Raw genomic sequence first — 24,285 nt, 5'->3', positions numbered from 1 at the left:
CTATTCCCCTTCTATTAATAATTTAACTGCTGGGACATCTGCTGGAGCCCATTCTATTGAATCAAGTTGATTAATTGGTAACCACTTTATCTCTTTATGTTCTGTTAAAGTAGGTAATTGTTGATTTAAATGACATTTAAAAGTTGTTAAATTAACAATACCAAAATCATATTCATGTTCTGTAGTTGTCAATTTTTCTTTGACTGAGATATCACACTTCATTTCTTCTTTAATTTCTCTAATTAACGCTTCTTCTTCTGATTCCCCTTTTTCAATCTTCCCACCAGGAAATTCCCATAATAACGGGAGACTCATATGTTCACTTCTTTGTGCACATAAAATTTTGTTATCTGAATATATAACTGCGCCAACTACATTTATTACTTTTTTCATAACTATCACCTTTTAAATTTGTTTATATATATTCATTCTATCAAATAAATTGAATATAGTAATTTATCTAATGAAAATTTAAGACCAATACTATATTTAATCATAAAAAAACTGGACAGATTGTCTTATCTAGGTTTCTGTTTAATATTTACCAATTATTGCCCATCTATCATTTTTTCTTAACTTTTTAATGTAACTTGCAATAAATGTACTATATAATAAAGTTAACTTACATGCGTACATTACAATGTTTATAAACGTTACATGGTATATTTAATTTTAAATTAAGCATTAAATTTTATATGTCGCATCATTATTTTTTAAAGGGGAATTTATATTTATGAAAGATAATTGGATTAACGTCATAGACGACAGTTTAGTTAAAGACTTTTATAATCAACAATCTTCAGAGGAACAACAAGAAGGCTTTGAAACAACGCTTGCTTTCGGTACAGCAGGTATCAGAGGTAAATTAGGTCTTGGTGAAGGCCGTTTAAATCGATTCACAGTTTCTAAAGTTGCTCTTGGTTTAGCGCAATTTTTAAAATCAAAACATAACTCACCTGTAGCAGTGATTCACTATGATACAAGACATTTATCACCTGAGTTTGCTCAAATCATTGCGTCAATTTTAGCAAGTCATGATATCAAAGTTTATTTATCAGATACATATCGTACAACACCTGACCTATCATATGCTGTGAGATTTTTAGAAGCACATGCTGGTGTTATGATCACTGCAAGTCACAATCCTAAAGACTATAATGGTATCAAAGTTTATGGTGAAGATGGCGCCCAACTATCTACAGAGCCTTCTAATGTATTAAGTGATTTCATCAATGCTTTATGTGATCCACTTACTATTGAATTACCTCTATTATCAAATGAACAACAATCATTGATTTTATCAGTGCCAGATGAAGTAAGAGCATCTTATTTTAAGGAAATTCAATCATTAGTTGGTGATATACCACAATCAGATTTACAAGTGGTCTTCACAAGTTTACATGGTACAAGTGTACCTGTAGTTCCTGAAATATTATCTAAATTAAACTTTAATCAATTTAATTTAGTCGAAGCACAATGTAAACCAGATCCTAATTTCAGTTCTGTCGCTAGTGCTAACCCAGAAGATCACAAAGCATTTGATCAATCTATCGAGCTTGCAAATCAAGTCAATGCAGATTTATTAATCAGTACGGACCCTGATGCAGACCGATTAGGTATAGCAGAACGCGATAAAGAAGGCAATATCTATTATTATAATGGTAACCAAATCGGCGCCCTTTTATTAAACTATCAAATCAAAGCAACTTCACATTTAAATAATAGATTGATGATTCAATCCATTGTTAGTAGTGAATTAGCTAAATCTGTGGCACGCCACCACGATGTCGCATACAAAGAAGTTTTAACTGGGTTTAAATATATTGCTGAAGCAATCAGAAATATGTCTGAAGATCAAAATTATTTATTAGGCTATGAAGAAAGTTATGGCTTCTTAGCAGGACCTTTTGTTAGAGATAAAGATGCCATTCAAATCGTTCCACTTATCATCAAATATGCATCTGAACTTAAAAATGAAGGCAGAATGTTAAAAGATGATTTAGAGGACATTTATCAACAAGTTGGACGTCATAATGACCAATTATTCTCACATACATTTGAAGGTGCTAAAGGTAAAGCCATTATAGATGATATTATGAAATCTTATAGAAATAACCCACCCCGTACAATTAATGGATTAGATGTTCTTGCTATTGAAGATTATGAAACTGGAGAAAAAGTTGATTTCCAAACAAATGAAACAACACCAATCACACTTCCAAAAGCAAACGTTCTTAAAATCTATTTCAAAGAAGGTTTTATTGCCTTAAGACCATCTGGTACTGAACCTAAAATTAAACTATATGTGTCATTAACGATTGATCATTTCGATGATGTAGCACAACAAATTAATGAAGAAATATTTAATTTAAAATAATGCTTTAAATATCAAAAGTATATTATTATTTATTAAACCCAAATTAATGTACACAATATTTATAATGCTTTATAATTGGGTAATATTTTAATCAATGCATTAATTTGGGAGGTCTTATCATTAATAAATTAATTTCAATTGTGGTATCAGTTTATAATAAAGAAAAATTTTTAGATAAGTGTATTCAATCTATTATTGATTTAAATATGGATAAATCTCAGTTAGAAGTCATATTTGTAGACGATGTGTCGACTGATAATTCTTATAATATTTTAAAAAAATATGCAGATGAATATGACTTTATTCGTTGCATTCAGCTAGAAGAAAATTCTGGTGGTCCTGCCGATCCCAGAAATTTAGGTATACAAGAAGCTAAGGGTAAATATATTACAATTGTTGATGCAGATGATTGGTTAGAACCTAATGGCTATCCAAATCTAATTAATCAAATGGAAGAACATGGCTCTGATATTGGATTTGGTCAAGCTTTTAAAAACCGAAACAAGGATATTGTCAAAGTAGCCAACTTTGCTTCATTTAAAAAAGCAAATGATCTAGTTCCTTATGAAATCTACAAAATTTTTAGAGGCATGGGACCATGGGGAAAAATATTTAAACGTTCCACAGCTATCGACCATAATATTAAATTTAGAAATTTAAAATTTGCTGAAGATAAATTATTCTATGCAGAATTAATAAGTAAATCAAAAAGTGCTTCTATGACAGATGATCACGTATATCATGTAAATAGATATTCAGATAATATTTCTTTAGTAAAAGAAACCGATGATATTGAAAAAGCCAATTTTAATATTGAAGTCCTTAAAGATTTAATTAATATGGATTTACCTGAATATGCTAAGAAGCAAATCATTAGTCGAATTGTTGAAATGGATTTTATTTCTAGAGTGTTTATTAAAAAATCATTTCTCAAATCAAACAACAAAGATGTTTACTACAATATGTTCGAAGAAGTTCAGAAAATCATTAAAGAACATGGATATGACATAGAAGACTTTTTAGAAAATGAAAGATATACAAATGCTTTCCATGCGTACCAGCATAGTAAAGAACATTTTGAAGAATATATCAAATTTATGCTTTATAATGCACATGCTCATAAATACATTAAAGACAATGTTGTGCATTTCAACTACCCGGATAAATTTAATGACTTACCAACATTAACTTCGAAATGTGTAGCAGTTCATGATGGTACACATTATATGAATGAAACATTTTATGAAGTACTTCATGTATATAAGAAGCCAGACACAACAATCGAAGCAGTAGAATTAGTAAAAATCAATGATGAAAGTACTCGTAAGACATTAGAATATAAAATTCATGATAACCAAATTTATTTAAAAACAGATGATTTACATTTAGATAATTATGATTTTAATATTGTGATTAAATTTAATGACTTTGAACACTCAACTGTTTATGCTTCACATCCTATTGATAATAAAAATAGTAAATTCAAAAATAAAAGTGCTAAATTAGACCTTGAATCAATCAATAAAGCTAAAAAGGCGTCTAAAAAACCAAGTTATTTAACTACACCACCGTCTTATATCGTTACAATTAAAAAAGCTAATTTATACCATGACGTTAACTTTACTGATCAAGTGAAATCTGTGGCTAAAGGAAATATAGTAGAAATAGTTTCAATCGAAGAAACAGTAAATAAGACACCTAGATTAATCACTAGAGATGGCTATTATATCTCAGCAAATACTGATATCGTTACACCTGTTAACCTTGAATCATTTATTAATGAACAGTCTAAACAAACCACTGCTGACAATGTAAATGAGAATACTAAAAGTAACAATAAACTTTCCAACATCAAAAACAGATTATTAAAACGTTAAACAAAAATGAACGTACAGAAATGAAGTGCATCCCAGAAGATAATCTTTCTTTAAAGGATGCACTTTTTTTATGAAATATATTTGAAATTTTTGAGTTTAAACAATATTAATTCAGGAAAATTAAAAATGTATTAACACATAGATATTTAACGTTCACAAATCATCTATAGTTCAAGTATATTTTGTTATACAAAAAACTGATATAGTGATTTTTCTATTTATTATATATACTACTATACCCAAATGAAATGTGTTACTATTTGATTGTGTAATATAAATAAATGATTTTAAAAATGAAAATGGTAAATAATATCGGTAATTAAAATACTCATAATTATAGATATCTATTGTTTAATTTTAGATTGCTATCATTATACAAATTAAGGGGATAATAATGAAAATAATTACAGAAAACAAAAAGTCTAACAATGTCAAAGTTAGTATTTTAATAAGCACGTATAATAAAGGGAAATTTATTAAAAAAACATTAGATAGCATTTTAAATCAAACGTTCGATTTAAAAAAGCTAGAAGTCATTGTTGTAGATGATTGTTCTACTGATGATACTTTAGAAGTCGTTGCTTCAAATTTAACTAATTTCTACAACTATAAGTTAGTCCAATTAGATCAAAATTCAGGGACACCTGCTCAGCCTCGTAACCTATCTATTGATTTAAGCAAAGGGAAATATCTGATGTTTATTGATGGTGATGATTGGTTACCTGAAGATGCTGTTGAAACCTTATATAATCTTTTGAAAAAAAACAAAACAGATTACGCTACTGGTCTAACAAATTATGTCTTTAATGATAAAATAGCTCGTGCTGGTGTCGCTTTATCTAAAATCGCACATTCAAAATTAGATTTGAATCATAATAGTAAGTCATTTTATCATTTAGCACCTCATGGCAGAATGGTTAAAGCAAGTATCATTAAAAATAATAATATTCGCTTCCCTGAAATGATTTTCGCTGAAGATTTACAATTCTTTGCTGAAGTCTTTTTCCATGTAGACAAAATTAGCACTACAGAAGATGTTGTTTATTACACAAATAGATATCAAGATAATGTATCTTTAGTTAAATCTAAAGAATCTACGATGCCAAATAGAATGAAACTTCAGATGGATGCATATAATTATCTATCTAAGAAATATAAAAACTTAAAAGTATTTAGAAATTTACTTATCCGTCTTATCAATAAAGATATATTAAATGGTAAATTTTATAAGAAAGCATTCATTAGAGAAATAGACATTATGTTACCAATATTACAAGACGCTATTAATACAATCGAAAAAGATTTTGACGTGACTAAGTATGTAGATGACGAACTAAACAAAAAAGCAATAACATTAATTAAAAAAGGTGACAAAGCAGAAATCATCGACTTTATTAAATGGTACTCAGACAAAGACGATAAACAATTACAATTCAAAAGAAATAAAGCGTATTATTCATATAACAATGAACTTTACCTAAAGCATATGCACGTGACTTTACAAAATATTATTCGAAAAAATAAAAGTATTACATTAAAACTATACTCTAAAAATTCTCATATAGAATTTATGGAACTTAAAAGCAGAAAAAATCCTGAGCAGTATCAAATTTTAAAGATTAAAAAGAACAGTTTAAAACCTGGAGAATACTCTGTTAAGTTTGATACAAGTCACCTTCCAAAAGGAAAATTAGCAATTACTGTATTAGATGCAGATTTAAATTCTACTGTAGTTAAAACTAATGACCAATTTAATCTTTATGAAACGGTTAATGGTAACCTTGGATACAAAAGTTAAACAAATCTCATAACTTTATCAATATATATTTAAAACACTTTCTTATGGCTCAATTAAGATGAACCTTGGGAAAGTGTTTTTCTATGCTTAAATCTCTAAATTCAATAAATATGTAGGCAAGCAATCGAGTCAGTTACAGTTAGCTCAAAACAACATTCACTTTAAAGATAATGACTTTATATCTTTCTTCACGTATAATGATGTTAAGTTATTTTGAAAGCGTTTTACCTATATTGAATAACTTACTACCACACTTATATTTTCATGAGATTTTTATTCTTATTAAAAACGGAGATGACTTGATAAACATGAAACAATATCTTACAGAAACACCTCAACATATTGTCGTATTAAAAAAGATTAAAAAGTATGAAGATGCCAATTTCACTAAAGACATAGCTGTTATTAGTAAGGGACAATGCATAGAAGTAAGTAGTATGGAAAATAGTGATAAAGGAACGCCTAGATTGGTAGCTAAAGATGGGTACTATATTACCGCTAATGAAGATTTCGTTGCACCTATTAACCTTGATAGTATCAAAGGTTATATTACTCATGCACCTAAAGCGATTGAAATTGTTAAAAAGTGTAAGTTATATGAGGATATTGGATTTAAGAAAGATCCTATTAAATCATTAGAATTAGGTACAAAATTAGATATTATAGATATTGAATTTACGAGTAAGTTAACACCTAGATTAAAAACCTCTGATGGACTTTACGTCACTGCTAATCAGAGTTTCGTCAAAGTTTTAAAATAACGCAAAAGCACCAACCATAAGACTGCTATGGTTGGTGCTTTTTAATTTTATAAGTCTAATTGTTTAATAAATGCCTTTAAGTCGTCTTTCATATCTTCGTCTTTTAATGCATATTCAATCGTAGTTTTAACGAAGCCTAGTTTTTCGCCGACATCGTAACGGTTACCTTCGAAATCGTATGCGTATACTTGGCTTTCGGCGTTCATACGTTCAATCGCATCTGTTAATTGGATTTCGTTACCTGCACCTTCTTCTTGTGTTTCAAGATAATCAAAGATTTCAGGTGTTAATACATAACGTCCCATAATCGCTAAATTAGATGGTGCTGTACCTTGTTTTGGCTTTTCTACGAATTTCTTAACTTCATAACGTAAACCAGATTTTTCTAACGGATCGATAATACCGTAACGGTGAGTATCTTCTTCAGCTACTTCTTGAACACCAATTACGGATTTACCTGTTTCATCGTAAACATCCATCAATTGTTTAATTGCTGGTGTGTCTGATTCAACAATGTCATCACCTAACAATACAGCGAATGGTTCATTTCCAATGAATTGACGTGCTGTATGAATAGCATGGCCTAAACCTTTTTGTTCTTTTTGACGAACATAGAAGATATTAGCTAAATCTGTTGAGTATTGAACCTTTTCTAATAGGTCATTTTTCCCTTTTTCTTGTAATACCATTTCTAATTCTTTTTGGTTATCGAAATGATCTTCAATCGCACGTTTATGTTTACCTGTAACGATAATAATATCTTCGATACCCGCTCTTGATGCTTCTTCAACAATATATTGAATTGTTGGTTTATCTAAGATGGGTAACATTTCTTTTGGCATTGCTTTCGTTGCTGGTAAAAATCTTGTCCCCAAACCAGCTGCTGGAATAATTGCTTTTTTTATTTGTTTCAAAGTCTCTACTACTCCTTTAAATTAAAGTATGAAGCTTAATATTATTTACCTTATCTTATCATTAAATAAACATTGTGCCTAGTTTTAGCCATATTATGAATAATCATCTATTTTAATATTTGATTTTAATTGTCTAAAACTTATCATTGGTTTTATTTCATTATCGGTTTATTGCAATCAAATCGATGGCATAGTATAAATGAAGCATAAAAATACACCTAGCAACCATTCGACTAGTCACTAGGTGGAAAAACTAAGCAACATATTTTGAGCGTTAACTCAATTCATATGTTTTACACAAACAGCTTTTAAACTCGTCTTATTCACAGTAAGACGGGTTTATTTTTTCGCTCGAATGTGCTTGATAAACAACATAACAATACATATAATAGTTACTGCTAGTGGTATGTACTCAATAATGTGTATTGTAATATCTATTGTCATCATTATCACCCCTCTACACAAACATCGTAAGCTGTGTGTGATAACATATGACTTTTAACTATAACTTACTGTATTGTCTTTTTAATTTTAAGAAAAAAACTACCGACTGTTTCCAGCCGGTAGTTATATCCCCTATGTTAGACAAATAAACTAATAAATAAGATAAAGATGATGCCTGAAACTGAAATGATTGTTTCTAGTAATGACCATGTTAAAAATGTTTCTTTAACTGTTAGTCCGAAATATTCTTTGAACATCCAGAATCCTGCATCGTTCACATGAGATAAAATCACACTTCCTGCACCGATTGCTAGCACCACAAGTGCGACATTGGCATCTGAAGCTTGTAATAATGGCATCACAATACCTGTCGTAGATATGGCAGCTACTGTTGCAGATCCTAGTGCAATTCTTAGTACTGCAGCAACAATCCATGCAAGTAGAATTGGTGACATATGTGTGCCTTCGAACATTTTGGCGATCGTATCACCTACGCCACCATCAATAAGTACTTGCTTGAATGTACCACCGCCACCAATGATTAATAACATCATGCCTATTGGATAAATCGCTTGAGTAACTGATTCCATGATATGATCCATTTTTCTATGTCTTAATATACCCATTGTAAATATAGCGAAGATAACTGCAATTAACATGGCTGTACCAGCATTCCCAATTAAATAAATGATTGATTCGAATGCATTTTTAGGAGAATCATGTCCTGTAATAAGTTGTACTAATGTTGAAATAAGCATTAAGATGACTGGTAATATTGCTGTTAAAATACTAATTCCAAATCCTGGCATTTCTTCCTCAGTAAATTCCTTTTGAGCACCTAATGCTGAAATATCTCCCTCTCTACCATATGCAGATGGAATGATTTTTTGTGCGATTTTATTAAATAATGGACCTGCGATTAAAGTAACAGGAATTGAAATAATAATACCGTAAAGGAGTACATGACCAATATTCGCTTTTAATTCTTTAGCTATAACTACTGGTCCAGGATGTGGCGGTAAGAAACCATGTGTCACTGATAATGCTGTAACCATTGGTAATCCAAGTTTAAGTGTAGATACATTCGCACGTTTGGCTACTGTGAATACTAATGGAATTAATAACACTAATCCCACTTCAAAGAATAAAGCGATACCGACGATAAATGCAGCAACGAGCATCGCCCACTGTACATGTTTTTGGCCAAATTTGGCGATTAATGTATCGGCAATTCGTGTTGCGCCACCTCCATCAGAAAGTAACTTCCCTAATATGGCTCCTAAACCAAAGATAAGTGCAATATGGCCTAGTGTACCACCCATACCTTTTTCTACAGTTTCCATAATTTTATCCAGTGGCATACCTAATAATAAAGCAGTAATAATTGATGTGATGATTAGAGCGATAAAGGTATTCAGTTTTAAAAAGATAATTAAACTTAATAAGATCACAATTCCTAAAACAACGCTAATTAATGGCCAAATTTCTGCAAACATGGCATTCCCCTTCTTCCTATAATATGTCTGTTCTCATTTACAAAGTTGCTCGAATTCGAAAGTGGCAAAGTGACGTTGTGACTTAACGATGCAATACTATATTTGTCTGGCACTGCTAAAAATCAATCCATATGCTGTCGTTGAAATGCGGCAATCTCACTATACGTGTCAGTTAAAGAACGACTAATATTGATAAAGATACTTACAAGTTTTTGATAAATTTCGACTGTTTCTGAATCAGGGTGATGTTCATTTGTCGTACCTACCATTTGTTCAATTATTGAGAAGTCATCAATTTCACCTAGTGCTTTCATACCTAACACGCATGCACCTAAGCATGAACTTTCGTAACTTTCTGGCACACTTAAATGCGTGTCAAAGATATCTGCCATCATTTGGCGCCAAATTTCACTTTTAGCAAATCCACCTGTCGCTTTGATTGTACTTGGTGTTTCATTCATCACTTCTATCAAAGCTAGATAAACTGTGTATAGATTGTATAAAACACCTTCTAAGGCAGCACGTATCATATGTTCTTTCTTATGAGATAGTGTTAAGCCGAAGAATGACCCACGTGCATCTGCATTCCATAATGGTGCACGCTCTCCAGCAAGATATGGATGGAAGATTAAACCATCCGCGCCTGGTTTAACACGACTGGCGATTTGAGTTAATACGTCATAAGGATCAACACCTAAGCGTTTGGCTGTTTCGACTTCACTTGCTAATAACTCATCTCGAAGCCATCTTAAGATGACGCCACCATTATTAACTGGTCCACCAATCACGTAATGTTCATCTGTTAAGACATAACAGAAAATTCGACCTTTATCATCCGTTCTTGGTTTATCTATGACGGTTCTAATAGCACCAGATGTCCCAATAGTAACGGCAACTTCACCTTTTCGGTAACTGTTCACGCCTAGATTAGATAACACACCATCACTCGCACCAATTACTACTGGCGTATTCTCATCGACACCCATTAATGTGGCGTAGCGCTTTTTCATTCCTTTTAAAATATGTGTTGTGGGCACTAATTCTGGTAGCTGCTGACGTGTGATACCTAATAAATTTAATACGTCGTCATCCCAATCGAGTTGTTCCAGATTGAACATACCTGTAGCTGAAGCCATGGAGTGGTCGATAACATATGTCTCATATAATTGATATAAAATATATGTCTTAATATCAGCAAACATGGCAGTATGATTGAAAATATCCGGTTGTTCATGCTTCATCCAAAATATCTTTGATAATGGTGACATTGGATGAATGGGTGTTCCTGTTCTTCTATAAATATTAAAACCATCATGTTGTTGATTAATTTGGTCGGCAAATTTACTTGCCCGATTATCTGCCCAAGTAATATTCTCTGTTAAGCGATGATGTTGTTCATCCATCGCAACTAAACTATGCATTTGGGCACTAAATGAGATTAATTTAATATCTTCTTTAGCGATATTAGCTTCTCTGATGACATATTTGACAGTCATCAATACTGCATCAAATAATTCATCTGGATTCTCTTCGGACACATCGACATTAGGTGTATGCAATTCGTACCCGATGTTATGTTTCATAATGAATTGTCCATTTTCATCATAAAGTACTGATTTAGTGCTTGTGGTACCAATATCGACACCAATCATATATTTCATATCTTAACTCTTCCTTTCTAAAAATTTAGCGTAACCAAAATCCTTCTATATCTTTACCTACATCATCAAAGTTTAAATGAAAGGCTTGTCTTAACGTTTCTGCATTTTTATTTTCAACTGCATCTACAAAGACATTGTGATTTCGATGTATACGTTCAAAATCATTAGGATCTTCTGACATTCTGCGTCTCATCGATAGGAGAATTAGTGACTCCATCACAGGTTTCAAATGATTCCAAAATGTTCTGAGGTATTGATGGTTTGAAGCTAAAATCATGGCTTCATGAAATTCAAAGTCATGTTTCGTAAACGATTCAGCGTCTTCAAATTGTACTGCTACTTTCATCATTTCGAGTTGCTTTTTCATTTCTTTAGCAATCGGTTGTGTATCTTGAGATCTCAATCTAGAAAATGCAAACGATTCTAACATTAAGCGTAAGTCATAAAGTTCTCTTTTTTCTTGTTCACCAAACGGTAAGACTTGCGCCCCCATTCGTTCTAAATGAATAAGTTGATCTGTTTGTAATAGTTTGAATGCATCTCTAACAGGTGAGCGACTCACATTGAATTGTTTAGCGATTTGATTTTCAGTCAGTAGCGTTTCTGCTTGAATATCACCTTTAATAATGCCTAATCTTATTTCTGAAGCTATCGCCTCACCTGTAGTTAAATGTCGTTTCCATTGTTCTGGATAGCCATATGTCATAGCTCACACCGCACTTTCATTTGTCGTTCTATACTTGTATACAAGTATATTAATACATGCCATATATTTTTGCAAACGCTTACTTCAACTTGAATAATAAAAAGCCTCGATTATTTTTGTAATCGAAGCTTTAAAATCCTTAAGAAATTATGAAGATTGGGCAGGTGTTTCAATACAATAATTGGTTTTGTGACAATTTGGACATTCGAGGCGTCGTGTATTCAATGTATGTTTAGCAGTGATTAATTGATTTAATGCCGGATGAAATTGTGTATGACAATTCGGACATATAAAAGCTACCTTTTTAGCATAATAGTATGTTAGTGCTATAGCATAACTTATTACAAATGGTGACACTGTAAGTAATGGACGTTTACTTTTTAAAATAATGGAACTTATGATACCAGTATACTGAGCAATACTTATCAACCCAGCTGTTATAAAAATGTTCTTATGGATATAACGAATATGTGTTGATGCTTGTACCATGCGCTTAATGTCAGTTAATTTTTGAATGGGCGATACAGATTGCGCATTTATATATTGTTTCATGATTTTAATACTTTTTATGATGTTTTGTTTATGGTTTACTTCTTGTGATAGAGATTCTTCTTTCATACTTAGTATATAGTTCAACGTGTTCATAGTGCTTTCTTCTTTGAGCAACGTTTTAATATCGTTCAAAGAACACCCTAAATGCTTTAATAAGAGAATCAATTCCAGACGTTTCACGTCATCCTCTGAATACATACGTCGATTTGTCTCTGTCATGTGACTTGGTTTTAAAATATCTTTTTGATCATAATATTGAACAGTTCTCACTGAGACCTGACATCTTTCCGCTATTTCTCCCGTCGTATAATATGACATAGATCATTCACCTCCTACTCACAATGTAAATGATGACGTTACGTCGTAATCAATACAAAAACATCGTTTTAAGACTACCGGTCGTCTACATATTTAAATTATTCTTGAATCCATTGTTTGATATGATCTACAACACCTAATTCTTGGTCTGGTTTTGTTTCTAGCACACTTGGAAAATCAAGATGTCCTATTCCTTCATATACGATTTCTTTTGTTGTGCCACCATAAGCTTTAAATTGTTCTAATGTCGCTTGTGAATCTGTATATGGAATAATCTGATCCTCTTTCCCAGACATGAATAATATCTTCGGAAATGTTTCTATTTCCTCAATATCTGGTAGGTAATCAGCATTTATCGTATACAAAATATCTGTGATAATTGTCTTAATCGGTGCGACGAATTGAAATAGTTCAATCGCATTTTCCTTTTGTGCAAAAATCGTTTTATCGAGTATGTATTGTGGTAAATTTTTCACTGCATTAATTTCATCTTTTAAAATATCTCGCTTGCTATCTGACGTAAATAAGCGTGCTAACATACTACCGTCTGGTGTGATTTTTGCAGCACTGTTTAGGTAAATCAAATGAGAAATAGGGAGTGTATTAAATTTCAATAAACGTGTAGCAATCATACCTCCCATAGAATAACCAACTACTGTTATTTCTGACAATTGTTGCTCAGTCACAATCTGACTTAACACATCATAAACGCGCTCTGAATAGTCATCTAATGTGTGATTATCTCTTTCAATTTCAGAACTTTTACCTCTACTAGGGCAGTTGATAAATATCAGTTTGTATTCTCTCATGTATGGTTCAAACATAGTCATTATTTTATATGTAAGCAATGCACCATGAATAAAGACAATGACTTCTTTAGAATTGGGATTACCTCCATATATCACTTCACTTTGTTCATTTTCATAATTATTTAATTGGTATAGTTGTGTTTTAAAATTTTGCTTATTCATCTTGACCCTCTAATTCTCAAATATCATATTATATATATTAAATATTTTATCATATTACTTTAATTAACATCCTTTTTACATAAAAATAAGTAGTAAGTCGTCATCCTTTAGTAAATTGGCGACCTACTACTTTATTCAACTTTCTTTAATGGTGACATTAATCATCCTTAGATATTTCAGTATGAATCTGTTGCATCTTACTTTCTACATCGGTAATCTCTGTTGCACATTGTTCTAATAAACCTTTATATTTTTCAGTATCTGCATTATTTTTATAACGGATTTTATGTTCTAGACTCGCCCACATATCCATACCAATGGTTCTAATTTGAATTTCTACTGGGATAATTTCTACAGAGTCTGCTAAGAATACTGGAATCGATACCACAATATGTAGGCTGCGATAACCATTTTCTTTAGGATGTTCAATATAGTCTTTGCGTTTAATTAATTTAACGTCTTCCTGTTTTAATAACATCTCTTCAATGACATATATGTCATCCATATAATTACATATCACTCTAATACCAGCAATATCCATAATGTGGTCTCTAGCACTTTGTGCACTAATGTCTAAACCTTTCCGTTTAAGCTTCTTAACTAAACTCCCCATCTCTTTAACACGTCGTTCCATATGGTGTATGGGATTATGTTTATATCTATGATTGAAATTATCGTCTAAAATGCTTAACTTGGTACTTATTTCTTTAAGTGCAGATGAATAAATGTGATCGAGTTCAACAAATCCTACTAAAATATCAAATGCCTCATCACCATTTTGAATCGCACTCAAACTATTTTTAAATTCGTATCTCAAGTCTTCTAGGTATAATGATGGTTTTCTCTCTACATACATATGATTTCCTCCATCTCTTTTATCCCTTTCATTATATCGAAGTTCAATGAGAATAAGAAACAATTGCATTCCCTACTTTAGTCGTAAACAATAAATCAGGCTATCCCTGATATGGAGATAGCCTGATTAGTCATTTATTCATCTTTTTGATGTTCAACTACTTTAGTGTCCTTATTGTCTGCAATGTGTTGTGCACGCTTCACAGCCTCTTTTTTATATGTGAATGTATCAGATGCTTGTTTTGCATCTTCTGTTTTTACTTTCCATTCATCATTTTCGAAATATACATGAACTGGCTTTTCATTTAATTCCGGTTGGGCTGACTTGTCTTGTTGATGTTGTGTAATGTGTTTATTTTTAAGTTCTTCTAGTTCGTCTTCAGAAGCTTGTTTATACCATTTTTCAGCTTGTTGCGTTGCTATAGGAATCACATCTGACTCCTTATAACCATCTTTTAGCATGGCATTAGCAATATCAATTGCTTTTTTACGTTCTAATTTGTCTAAATTCTTTAAGCTTTGAGGATAATCTTCCATAGTCCATGGCATGGCATTTCATCTCCTAGTTAATGTGTGTGATAGTTATCTTTACCACTCTTCGCAACTATTCAATCACCATACCCGGACTCTGAGGTTAGACAACCCTCTGACTGCCTAATCATTCGCACGCTTAAGCAAATGATATTGTTTCATTCGCATCTTTACGTTCTTTTTGACTATTATTTTGAATCTTCATTAAACCTGACTTAATATAATTATATTGTGGTAAATCTGTTAAGTCTTTGACTTCTAAATGAGATTGTAATTCAAAGTGTTTAGCAATATTTTCAAATATAGCTAAGTATTCACCCATTTGTTGATCGTCAATTCTTGTTCGATTTTTATCATTTAAGGCTCTACTCAGCATAAAGCTAATTTCTTCTAAAGCGAATATACTTGGATAGTAATATTGAATGACTGATTTATTACTAAATAATTCCCCATTAGCTGCATTGTACATTTGAGTCATATTGTTTAATCTTACTGACAAACTTAGGCTTAAATGTTTTTCTTGTTCTTCATTCTTGTATTCATTGTTGGAAAATAAATAATGGAAAAATTTCGCTTCTTGTCTTACAACATCTGCAATAGTGTTAGGCAATAACGCAGACGCTGTACGTTGTCCTAGTATAAATAAACCGAGTAATGCAATGGCAACCCCCATGGCTACATCGACAATACGTGGGAACGCAATTGAGATGGATAGATTCTGTGATGCCAATCCATTTAATAAGATAACTTGTATCGTAATAAAGATAACTGCAAAGGTGTAGTTAACACCCACAAACGCTTCTGTCATCATTGCACCTAAGCCCATTAATACAACTGCTACTGGTGCTGGTACAGTGAATGCTAAAATACCTGAAAGCACCACTACACCTAATAACGTACCTAAACTTCTAGCCATGCCTCGTTCTAATGTGTGAATCGTTGATGTACCTAATAATAATGTGTGTGCAGAAAGTGGAATCCAATAGGCTTTATCAAATCCAAAGAATAAAGCAACAAAGATCGCTATCGCAATAATGACCGTATATCGCAATGTATTTCTAAACACAATTGAATCTAAAGTTAAGTTTTGTAAAATACGTTTACTGTACAATGGTTTTCGAATGTTTGCCTCATGTTCAAGCTGTTCAGCGTTTGCATGAGCAATTTCGTCAATTTTCAATATATGGCTGAGTAAGTTTTCGAATTCTGGGCTCACATCTACTTCTTTTCTCCATGTTTGACCATTTGAAGATGGATGGTTTATCTTATCAATGATAAAATCTAACATTTCAATTAGTTCATTGGGTAATGGACGTACACCTTTTTCATTTAATTCAAGTAATTCTGAGTAAATACCTTGTGCGGATGTATGTAGTAATAGTAATTTTTGAAATCTCGTACTTAATTTACCATTACTAGATGATGATGTGATTAATAATTTATCTGATGCTTTAAAAGAAGACACTGCAGATGTTGCTACTTTCTTAAATGATTCTGAGTCATTATAATTTTTCATTAAATCTTGAATCACTTTGAAGTCAGAATTAATGGCACTATCCTCTGTTTTTTCTTTCTTCATATAAATAGTTATAAGCACAACAAGTGTCGCAAATGCACCACCAATGAGAATACCAAGTCCTCTCACTAATGCTTGATCAGGTGCAATTGGAAAGTTCATTGGTAAACAAAATGTCACTATAAAGAAAGTTGATGATGGACCAGCAATTTTTAATGCTGTGAATATATAGAAAGGTACCACTGTAACAACTAATAGTAAGATACCGAAGATGAGTGGTTGTGCAGCTGTCAATGTCCCTAACATCATACAAACCGCGAAAGCTAACGAGCAAAGTATCACCGTTCTAATCATAGATTGCGGTGAACCTTTAAAAACATAAATATGGGCTAACGTACCAGTGGCAATAAGTAAACCAAATGAGAAAGAACCCAAGTAATAACCTAATAACGCAGGTATTATCATGAGCAAGCCTTGTCTGATACCTTTGTATATATCAATCTTAGACCGATTGAAATAAAACACTGTCTTTAAAAAACTCTTCAAAATTTGCTCTCCTTTCTTTTTTATTATTTGAACATAAATAAGAGAACGGAATGGTTCTCATTTCACTTTTGAAATCAGCTTTATTCCGCTCTCTATAGCGTCAATTTATCGGATGTATTGCTTACAATTCATCAAAACACAAAAACTATTATAACATTTTTCTTTTTGTTTGATGACTAATCCCCTTTATAACGATATAAATATTTATTTAACTTGTTGAGCCACTTCAATTACTGGTGCTTCTACAACAAAGTTACCAATTTCATTTTTGAACATTTGTAAGTGTTCAGACTCGTTATGTGATTTAATAGCCGCTTCATCTACATAGTTCTCAACTACGATAAACGTATTTCTATCTTGCACATCTTCATAATGACTGTAGAATAATACGCCCTCTTCTTGTCTTGATTCGGAAACTAAATGTTCCATAAGTTTTAAATAGTCTTCACGTTTTTCTTCTGATATTTTAAGTTTCGCATTGATTATCATCATTCGAACCACACCTTTCTATAAGATAATTATGCACCTAGTAAAATTAAAAAAGCAATAAATGAGTTTGATGCAAGATCTTAACGACCTGTCTATACTCATTTATTGCTCGTATTTATTGTTTATAAATTATTTAACTGATTGATGTTCATCTATCACTAATGGTTGATCTGGTTTAACAAAGAACCACATGATGATTGCTAATACAGCTGGGATAATTAATAATTGGAACGTCATACTCCAACCAAGTTGTTCAACAAAGGCACCAGCTAAGAATGGACTCGTTAAGGCACCAATGTTACCCCATAAGTTCATCCAACCAGATACTGTTCCAGCGAAGTTACGACCTAAGTCTGTCGCAGCGGCCCAACTCATACCCATAGACATACCGACACCACCTAAACCAAGAGATAACCAAAATATAGTGACATATAAGTTTTCAGTATGTACTGCAAAAAAGATTGATATTGAGAAGACTACAAATCCTAGTATCGCAATGACGCCACGTGCGACGAAACGAGATTTACCAGTATTTAAAATCTTATCTGAAATAGCACCACCAGATAAAATCAAGAAGAACATTAATAACCATGGTAATGAACTAATTGACATATCTTTAAAATCAACATGATATTGTTCTGTTAAATATGTTGGTAACCAAATTAAGAATAATGTAATGACAAATTGTACTACAAAGTACTGAATTGCAATCGCATAAAAACTAAAGTGTGTTAAGAAACGTTTCCAAGGTGGTAGTGATTTATCTGTTTCAACAATGTCTCTATGCTCAGTAATAAATTGCTTTTCAGCTTCATTGACCATTTTGTGTTGTTCCGGCAAGTCTTTAGCGATAATTGCCCATAAAACTGCCATTACAATACCAACCGCACCAAAAATATAAAAGACTGCTTGCCAATTAAATGCGTTAACAATCGCAATGGTTACAATCGGTGCTAACACAGGTCCAAAATATGAACCTGCTAATAACGCACTTGATGCTCTTCCTTTTTCATTTTTAGCAAACCAAAATGAATTGAACACTGCATTAGATGGATACATAGGTGCTTCCCCCACACCAAATAAAAATCTAACAAAATATAATAAACCATGATGCTTAATCATACCTGTGAGAATTGTGAAAGCACTCCACCATACTAAAGCAATTGTAATCATTTTACGTGGTCCAAATTTCTCTGCTAACATCCCTGACGGTACTTGCATTAAAGCGTATCCTAATGAGAAAAATGACGCTAATAAACCAAATTGTGTTTTTGTTAAATGTAAGTCTTCCATCATCGGTACAGCAATATATGAAATATTAGATCTATCCATATAAGCTATAACACCAATAAGAAAGAATGCAATCGCAAAAAACCAACGAACGTTACTTCTTTTTTTATTCATTTCTTTTCCTACTTCCCATAATGATATGTTGTTTCTATGTGTTGTCGTTAAGTTTCAGAAATTCCTAATGATGACTGTTTAACTTTTAATCACACATCTTTTAATTTCTTGTAGCGCTACAATTTTTATTATAATAGCACGAAATGGAAACGGTTACAATATAAAATTTAGAAAATATTCACAATTTATTCAATAAAAATTAACAATACTTACATTTAATTTTCAATATTTAAATAAGCCATTCATTTTCATTTAAATCCTCGTCTAAATTGATTGTCTCTTTCTTGTCTTTATTCCAAAAAAGCTAAATAAAGATAGTTGTCATGTTTGATACCGTCACTAAAAAATAGTAAACTGTATGTAAATTGAAAGCGCTATTCCATCTATACAATTTAATAATAAAACCACTGGAAGTGCCTTTGTTTAAGGCTGAGAGTAAAGATGTGACTTTATAATTCCTAGAACCTGATTCAGTTTGTACTGGCGTAGGGAAGTGGCATAGCTATGAATTTAAAGTACTCATTAGCAATTTAACGCTATTTCCCTACTATGTGGAAATAGCGTTTTTTTGTTGAGGTGATGTATATATTTATTGCAATAACTTTTTATAAAGAACTATCGCAACAAGATTTAAAGCATTTTATAACTATAGAACCGGCCATTGATGGCTTACTCTTTAGAACACCTATGTCTACTTTTGAGTTACGCCGATTTATTACACAGCTCATTGAAGCTGGATTTCCCAAAGATAAAATAATCATTCACAGTAATGTTAAATTACTTAAAGCTTTAAATTTACAATGTATTCATTTTAAAGAAAATGACGAACTAGCAATTTTAATAAAACAACAATATCCAGAGTTAATTGTCGGTATGTCAACGCATAATATTGAAATGGTTAAACATTGCCATGAATGTCAATTAGATTATGTTTTTTTCGGTCACATATTCCCTACATCGTCGCACCCAGATGAACATCCACGAACAATTCAAGAGATTCATGACGTACTGGAGATTGATATTCCGATTTATGCTATAGGCGGTATTTCCCTCTCTACCATTTCACAATTACCTACTGAATTTGATGGTCTATGTTCAATTTCATTTTTCATGACCTCTACCGTTAGCGAAATTAACTCTTTAAAAAGGAAGTGGTATTCTCATGCATGATGTTCTTATTATCGGTTCTGGTGTGATAGGTATGTCGATAGCTCGACAACTTAGCCAATCACATTTAGATATTGCTATTATAGACCGAGATATACCAGGTATGCATGCCTCTTATAAAGCCGGTGGCATGTTAGGCGCTCAAAATGAGTTCACAACTGATAGTGAATTATTTCAATTAGCTCTAGCGTCTAGGTCTTTGTTCCCAAAATTAAGTGATGCCCTCTATCATGAAACAGGCATTGATATTGAATTTCAACAATCTGGATTAATTAAAATGGCATCATCAACCAAAGACGTAAAGCGGTTAACTCAACAATATGACTTCCTTAAATCAAAAGACCCTAGTGTTGAGTTACTCTCAGATGATGAATTATTTAAATTGTCAAATGGTCATGTCGAACCAACTGACTTAGCCATATATATTCCAAAAGACGGCCAAATCAATGCCAATCGCTATACCAAAGCTTTATTACAATCAGTCATTCAACGAGATGTGCATCGCTATTATCAAACAGAAGTACAACATATTCATCACAATAATGGTTATTACACAGTTACAACAAATAATGGCGATATCCACGCTAAAAAAGTAATCGTTGCGGGTGGTGCTTGGTCAACTCAACTATTAAAAGATAATGCATTACCAAGACAAGTCATTGGTGTTAAAGGAGAAGTAATCTTAGTTGAACAACCTTCACTTAAATTAAACCATACTGTGTTCATGACGAATGGTTGCTATATAGTTCCAAAGGAAAAACATCGTTTCCTAATTGGAGCGACGAGCGAATTCAATAATTATAGTGTCGGTAATAGTGATGTGGGCGTTTCATGGTTACTCAATCATGCTCAACAGCGTATACCTGAACTATCGCATGGTCATATTCTTAAACAATGGTCAGGCATAAGACCTTACACAGAACATGAATTACCTATCATGGATCAAATCGATGACGGCTTGTTTATAATCACTGGTCATTATCGTAACGGGATACTTTTATCGCCTATAATAGGTCAAGATATTGCCAATTGGCTATTATCCGGAACTAAACCAGTCAGCTATTCAGCATTTAGTTTATCAAGGAGTGAGCAAAATGAAGTGCATCATTAACGGAGATTTATTTACCTTTGAACACGAAGATTCGATTACAAACATATTAAAATCATTAGAATTAGACCCTCAACGTGTGGTAGTTGAACATAATCAATCTTTAATTAAGCAAGACGATTTTGACAATCAGATTGTCAGAGAAGATGATCGTTTAGAATTATTAGAATTTGTAGGAGGCGGATAATATGTTGAAAATAGGTCATTTAGAATTGAAATCTCGTTTATTATTAGGTACGGGTAAATTCAATGATGAACAAACTCAATCCGAAGCAATTAAAGCAGCTGAAACAAACGTACTAACATTTGCAGTAAGACGTATGAATTTATATGATAAAAACCTTCCAAACCCACTAGCTAATGTGAACTTAAAAGATTTCATTACTTTTCCAAATACTGCAGGTGCTAAAACTGCTGATGAAGCCATTCGTATTGCGGAAATTGCAAATCACGCTGGTGTATGCGACATGATTAAAGTTGAGGTCATTGGTGATGATGAAACACTATTACCTGATCCTTTTGAAACGTATGAAGCTTGTAAAGTACTATTAGAAAAAGGATATGTTGTCTGTCCTTATATCTCTAATGATCTCGTATTAGCTAAAAAGTTAGAAGCACTAGGTGTCCATGCAGTGATGCCATTAGCATCCCCTATTGGTACAGGTAGAGGTATTAATAATCCACTTAATCTAAGTTATATTATTCAAAATGCTAACGTCCCAGTGATAGTTGATGCCGGTATCGGTTCTCCTAAAGATGCCTGTCAAGCAATGGAATTAGGTGCTGATGCGATTTTATTAAATACGGCTATCTCTGCAGCTAAAGATCCCGTTAAAATGGCCGAAGCAATGAAATTAGGTATTCAAGCCGGTAGATTGTCATATGAAGCTGGTCGTATTCCTGTTAAATATACAGCACAAGCATCAAGTCCAACAGAAGGCTTAGGCTTCTTATAATGTCACGCTATGAAAGACAAACACGCTTTCAACCTTTTGGAGAAATAGGACAGGCTCAATTAGAACAAACGAAAATCATGATACTTGGTGCAGGTGCATTAGGCAGTCATATGGTAGACCAATTAGCGCGCATGGGTGCCCACCATTTAGCCATCGTTGATATGGATATTGTGGAATTATCCAATTTACATCGCCAAACTTTGTATGATGAGCAAGATGCACAATATATGACATCTAAAGTTGAGGCACTTAAACAGAAAGTCCATACCATTAATCATCATGTACATTTAAAAACCTATCATCAAGAATTGCTATCTACAAATATCGAAGACATCATTAAAGACTTTCAACCAGACATTATTTTAGACGGCATGGACCATTTTAAAATTCGTTATCTTATTAATGAAGTATGTCATAAATTAAAAATCCCTTGGATTTATGGTGCTGCAGTCGGTAGCAAAGGCACCGTTTATGGTATTAATTTTACTGGACCATGCCTTAAATGTTTATTACAACAAATACCTCAAACGGGCGAAAGTTGTGCTATCAACGGCGTCTTGCCACCTATCATTTCGATTGTAGCGAGTTACGAAGTGGCTGAAGCTATACGTTATATTAGTGGATATGGGTTTTCCCAACAATTAATCACATTAGATGCGTTTAACATTCAACATCAATCAATAAATATAAGCCAATTAAAGGATGATCAATGTCCTGTATGTCATTTCCAACAATATGATGTATTAAATGAAAAACAAAATCATGCGATCGAACCATTGTGTGGAGATTCAGTAAGATTTAGATTGCCTAATCATAGTTTTAATTATGCTTCAGATTTCCCGGGACATATGATTAAATCCACGCCATTTGTTAAATTAATTCAACACAATGAATTGACGTTCACACTATTCAAAGATGGCCGTATGAATGTACACGGTATTACAGAAGAGACAGATGTTCATGCACTTTATCATCAACTCTTAAAATCAATAAAATGACTAACTGACTCCCCTTTTACAAGCATTTACGTATTATTTTTATTATAATGGTTTTACCAAACTATATTACTTAAGTAATATGCTTCAATGCATAAAGGAGTCTATTCATATAAATGGAACAAATTATTACGAATTTTATTAGTCAGTGGGGATACACGGCTATCTTCATTCTCATCTTGTTAGAGAATGTGTTACCTGTAGTCCCTTCGGAAATTATTTTAACCTTTGCAGGTTTATTGTCAGTTAAATCTCATTTATCCATTTGGACATTATTAATCATTGCGACAATTGCATCATTTATCGGATTATTAATTCTATATTATATTTGCCGTCTTATTTCTGAAGAAAAGCTATACCGTTTTGTCGATCGTCATGGTAAATGGATGAAATTAAAAAGTAGTGATTTAAAACGTGCTAATGATTGGTTTAAACGATACGGTGCATGGGCAGTCTTACTTTGCCGCTTCATACCGGTATTACGTGTATTAATTACTATCCCCGCAGGTATTAACCGTATGAATATTGTGAAGTTCACATCACTTTCACTTCTTGGTACAACGATTTGGAACTTCGCATTAATTTTACTAGGTCGTCTTTTAAGTGATAGCTTTGGCGCCCTAATGAATGGTATCCATACGTATTCTAGAATTATGTATGTCATTATCATCATCGCCGTTATTTATTTCGTCATCAGATACTTTGTCAAACGTAAACGCGTAAAATAATTAATTAAAGCTATCCCAAGCCAACATTGTGTGCTCACTTTGTTGGCTTTTTTGTATTTTCCTGTCTTTTAAATTAACAAGGCTCATTTCTTATCACTTTAATCACATCTTTTAG

General features: G+C 32.5%; 22 protein-coding genes and 1 riboswitch. Of the genes, 10 read left to right on the top strand and 12 right to left on the bottom strand.

From position 1 onward, the window contains the following. Positions 1 to 393: a (deoxy)nucleoside triphosphate pyrophosphohydrolase gene (locus LPC11_RS02115; protein WP_023374047.1), complete on the bottom strand. Its 393-nt coding sequence runs from the start codon at positions 391 to 393 to the stop codon at positions 1 to 3. A 340-nt stretch (positions 394 to 733) separates the two neighbouring features. On the opposite strand from LPC11_RS02115, the gene LPC11_RS02110 reads away from it, so the two are divergent. The 4 genes from LPC11_RS02110 to LPC11_RS02095 all read left to right on the top strand — a co-directional run bounded on the left by LPC11_RS02110 (position 734) and on the right by LPC11_RS02095 (position 6,813). Then, positions 734 to 2,377, top strand: a complete 1,644-nt coding sequence (locus LPC11_RS02110) for a phospho-sugar mutase (RefSeq protein ID WP_023374049.1) — start codon at positions 734 to 736, stop codon at positions 2,375 to 2,377. A gap of 104 nt (positions 2,378 to 2,481) precedes the next feature. Next, positions 2,482 to 4,254 (top strand): glycosyltransferase, encoded by a 1,773-nt coding sequence (locus LPC11_RS02105; RefSeq protein ID WP_104681549.1) that lies wholly within the window; start codon positions 2,482 to 2,484, stop codon positions 4,252 to 4,254. 394 nt (positions 4,255 to 4,648) lie between these two features. After that, a complete protein-coding gene (locus tag LPC11_RS02100) occupies positions 4,649 to 6,052 on the top strand; it encodes a glycosyltransferase family 2 protein (RefSeq protein WP_114599568.1) in 1,404 nt (467 codons plus the stop codon). A 308-nt stretch (positions 6,053 to 6,360) separates the two neighbouring features. Then, complete coding sequence (locus tag LPC11_RS02095; protein WP_023374055.1) at positions 6,361 to 6,813, top strand: DUF5776 domain-containing protein; 453 nt, start codon at positions 6,361 to 6,363, stop codon at positions 6,811 to 6,813. Between the two features lie 47 nt (positions 6,814 to 6,860). Here LPC11_RS02095 and galU read toward each other — a convergent pair whose 3' ends face one another. The 11 genes from galU to LPC11_RS02040 form a co-directional block, all read right to left on the bottom strand. Continuing rightward, entirely contained in the window at positions 6,861 to 7,727 is an 867-nt protein-coding gene (galU, locus tag LPC11_RS02090) for a UTP--glucose-1-phosphate uridylyltransferase GalU (RefSeq protein WP_023374057.1), read from the bottom strand. A gap of 581 nt (positions 7,728 to 8,308) precedes the next feature. Beyond that, entirely contained in the window at positions 8,309 to 9,667 is a 1,359-nt protein-coding gene (locus LPC11_RS02085) for a gluconate:H+ symporter (protein WP_023374059.1), read from the bottom strand. Between the two features lie 122 nt (positions 9,668 to 9,789). Then, positions 9,790 to 11,328 carry a gluconokinase gene (gene gntK, locus LPC11_RS02080; RefSeq protein WP_023374061.1) on the bottom strand — a complete coding sequence of 513 codons (1,539 nt, stop codon included), beginning with the start codon at positions 11,326 to 11,328 and terminating at the stop codon, positions 9,790 to 9,792. Between the two features lie 25 nt (positions 11,329 to 11,353). After that, on the bottom strand, positions 11,354 to 12,034 hold the full coding sequence (locus LPC11_RS02075; protein ID WP_023374063.1) for a GntR family transcriptional regulator: 681 nt from the start codon (positions 12,032 to 12,034) through the stop codon (positions 11,354 to 11,356). Between the two features lie 147 nt (positions 12,035 to 12,181). Further along, positions 12,182 to 12,904, bottom strand: a complete 723-nt coding sequence (locus LPC11_RS02070) for a MerR family transcriptional regulator (RefSeq protein WP_023374065.1) — start codon at positions 12,902 to 12,904, stop codon at positions 12,182 to 12,184. Between the two features lie 98 nt (positions 12,905 to 13,002). After that, positions 13,003 to 13,875: an alpha/beta fold hydrolase gene (locus tag LPC11_RS02065; RefSeq protein WP_023374067.1), complete on the bottom strand. Its 873-nt coding sequence runs from the start codon at positions 13,873 to 13,875 to the stop codon at positions 13,003 to 13,005. 157 nt (positions 13,876 to 14,032) lie between these two features. After that, complete coding sequence (locus LPC11_RS02060; protein ID WP_002466937.1) at positions 14,033 to 14,731, bottom strand: GTP pyrophosphokinase; 699 nt, start codon at positions 14,729 to 14,731, stop codon at positions 14,033 to 14,035. 134 nt (positions 14,732 to 14,865) lie between these two features. Then, on the bottom strand, positions 14,866 to 15,279 hold the full coding sequence (locus LPC11_RS02055) for a DUF2188 domain-containing protein (protein WP_023374068.1): 414 nt from the start codon (positions 15,277 to 15,279) through the stop codon (positions 14,866 to 14,868). Positions 15,280 to 15,400: 121 nt separating this feature from the next. Further along, positions 15,401 to 17,323 carry an FUSC family protein gene (locus tag LPC11_RS02050; protein ID WP_114599566.1) on the bottom strand — a complete coding sequence of 641 codons (1,923 nt, stop codon included), beginning with the start codon at positions 17,321 to 17,323 and terminating at the stop codon, positions 15,401 to 15,403. 204 nt (positions 17,324 to 17,527) lie between these two features. Then, the gene (locus tag LPC11_RS02045) at positions 17,528 to 17,815 is read right to left on the bottom strand and encodes a putative quinol monooxygenase (RefSeq protein WP_023374072.1); all 288 of its coding nucleotides are present in this window, start codon (positions 17,813 to 17,815) and stop codon (positions 17,528 to 17,530) included. Between the two features lie 126 nt (positions 17,816 to 17,941). Continuing rightward, the gene (locus LPC11_RS02040) at positions 17,942 to 19,216 is read right to left on the bottom strand and encodes a pyruvate MFS transporter (protein ID WP_107566476.1); all 1,275 of its coding nucleotides are present in this window, start codon (positions 19,214 to 19,216) and stop codon (positions 17,942 to 17,944) included. Positions 19,217 to 19,615: 399 nt separating this feature from the next. Then, positions 19,616 to 19,725, top strand: a riboswitch (TPP riboswitch). A gap of 70 nt (positions 19,726 to 19,795) precedes the next feature. On the opposite strand from LPC11_RS02040, the gene LPC11_RS02035 reads away from it, so the two are divergent. From LPC11_RS02035 to LPC11_RS02010, 6 genes are all read left to right on the top strand, one after another. Further along, on the top strand, positions 19,796 to 20,386 hold the full coding sequence (locus tag LPC11_RS02035) for a thiamine phosphate synthase (protein WP_023374078.1): 591 nt from the start codon (positions 19,796 to 19,798) through the stop codon (positions 20,384 to 20,386). Then, positions 20,379 to 21,494 carry a glycine oxidase ThiO gene (gene thiO, locus LPC11_RS02030; protein ID WP_041613713.1) on the top strand — a complete coding sequence of 372 codons (1,116 nt, stop codon included), beginning with the start codon at positions 20,379 to 20,381 and terminating at the stop codon, positions 21,492 to 21,494. Before LPC11_RS02035 ends, thiO begins: the two co-directional genes overlap by 8 nt. Beyond that, a complete protein-coding gene (thiS, locus tag LPC11_RS02025) occupies positions 21,478 to 21,678 on the top strand; it encodes a sulfur carrier protein ThiS (protein ID WP_023374082.1) in 201 nt (66 codons plus the stop codon). Before thiO ends, thiS begins: the two co-directional genes overlap by 17 nt. 1 nt (position 21,679) lies before the next feature. Next, entirely contained in the window at positions 21,680 to 22,447 is a 768-nt protein-coding gene (locus LPC11_RS02020; RefSeq protein WP_023374084.1) for a thiazole synthase, read from the top strand. Then, on the top strand, positions 22,447 to 23,445 hold the full coding sequence (locus tag LPC11_RS02015) for a HesA/MoeB/ThiF family protein (RefSeq protein ID WP_104681550.1): 999 nt from the start codon (positions 22,447 to 22,449) through the stop codon (positions 23,443 to 23,445). The genes LPC11_RS02020 and LPC11_RS02015 overlap by 1 nt, the downstream gene beginning before the upstream one ends. 113 nt (positions 23,446 to 23,558) lie before the next feature. Beyond that, complete coding sequence (locus tag LPC11_RS02010) at positions 23,559 to 24,170, top strand: undecaprenyl phosphate transporter UptA (RefSeq protein WP_002466988.1); 612 nt, start codon at positions 23,559 to 23,561, stop codon at positions 24,168 to 24,170. Positions 24,171 to 24,285: the final 115 nt, after the last annotated feature.

Origin of the sequence: Staphylococcus sp. HL28 (assembly GCF_021117155.1) — a bacterium.
Lineage (GTDB): Bacteria > Bacillota > Bacilli > Staphylococcales > Staphylococcaceae > Staphylococcus > Staphylococcus warneri.
This window is presented reverse-complemented; position numbering and strand designations above follow the sequence as displayed.

What these genes read in the sequence shown, in the direction of transcription:
- LPC11_RS02115 (WP_023374047.1), bottom strand. Translation starts at nt 393, where the DNA reads ATGAAAAAAGTAATAAATGTAGTTGGCGCAGTTATATATTCAGATAAC.
- LPC11_RS02110 (WP_023374049.1), top strand. Translation starts at nt 734, where the DNA reads ATGAAAGATAATTGGATTAACGTCATAGACGACAGTTTAGTTAAAGAC.
- LPC11_RS02100 (WP_114599568.1), top strand. Translation starts at nt 4,649, where the DNA reads ATGAAAATAATTACAGAAAACAAAAAGTCTAACAATGTCAAAGTTAGT.
- LPC11_RS02095 (WP_023374055.1), top strand. Translation starts at nt 6,361, where the DNA reads ATGAAACAATATCTTACAGAAACACCTCAACATATTGTCGTATTAAAA.
- LPC11_RS02085 (WP_023374059.1), bottom strand. Translation starts at nt 9,667, where the DNA reads ATGTTTGCAGAAATTTGGCCATTAATTAGCGTTGTTTTAGGAATTGTG.
- gntK (WP_023374061.1), bottom strand. Translation starts at nt 11,328, where the DNA reads ATGAAATATATGATTGGTGTCGATATTGGTACCACAAGCACTAAATCA.
- LPC11_RS02075 (WP_023374063.1), bottom strand. Translation starts at nt 12,034, where the DNA reads ATGACATATGGCTATCCAGAACAATGGAAACGACATTTAACTACAGGT.
- LPC11_RS02070 (WP_023374065.1), bottom strand. Translation starts at nt 12,904, where the DNA reads ATGTCATATTATACGACGGGAGAAATAGCGGAAAGATGTCAGGTCTCA.
- LPC11_RS02065 (WP_023374067.1), bottom strand. Translation starts at nt 13,875, where the DNA reads ATGAATAAGCAAAATTTTAAAACACAACTATACCAATTAAATAATTAT.
- LPC11_RS02060 (WP_002466937.1), bottom strand. Translation starts at nt 14,731, where the DNA reads ATGTATGTAGAGAGAAAACCATCATTATACCTAGAAGACTTGAGATAC.
- LPC11_RS02055 (WP_023374068.1), bottom strand. Translation starts at nt 15,279, where the DNA reads ATGCCATGGACTATGGAAGATTATCCTCAAAGCTTAAAGAATTTAGAC.
- LPC11_RS02045 (WP_023374072.1), bottom strand. Translation starts at nt 17,815, where the DNA reads ATGATGATAATCAATGCGAAACTTAAAATATCAGAAGAAAAACGTGAA.
- LPC11_RS02040 (WP_107566476.1), bottom strand. Translation starts at nt 19,216, where the DNA reads ATGAATAAAAAAAGAAGTAACGTTCGTTGGTTTTTTGCGATTGCATTC.
- LPC11_RS02035 (WP_023374078.1), top strand. Translation starts at nt 19,796, where the DNA reads ATGTATATATTTATTGCAATAACTTTTTATAAAGAACTATCGCAACAA.
- thiO (WP_041613713.1), top strand. Translation starts at nt 20,379, where the DNA reads ATGCATGATGTTCTTATTATCGGTTCTGGTGTGATAGGTATGTCGATA.
- thiS (WP_023374082.1), top strand. Translation starts at nt 21,478, where the DNA reads ATGAAGTGCATCATTAACGGAGATTTATTTACCTTTGAACACGAAGAT.
- LPC11_RS02020 (WP_023374084.1), top strand. Translation starts at nt 21,680, where the DNA reads ATGTTGAAAATAGGTCATTTAGAATTGAAATCTCGTTTATTATTAGGT.
- LPC11_RS02015 (WP_104681550.1), top strand. Translation starts at nt 22,447, where the DNA reads ATGTCACGCTATGAAAGACAAACACGCTTTCAACCTTTTGGAGAAATA.
- LPC11_RS02010 (WP_002466988.1), top strand. Translation starts at nt 23,559, where the DNA reads ATGGAACAAATTATTACGAATTTTATTAGTCAGTGGGGATACACGGCT.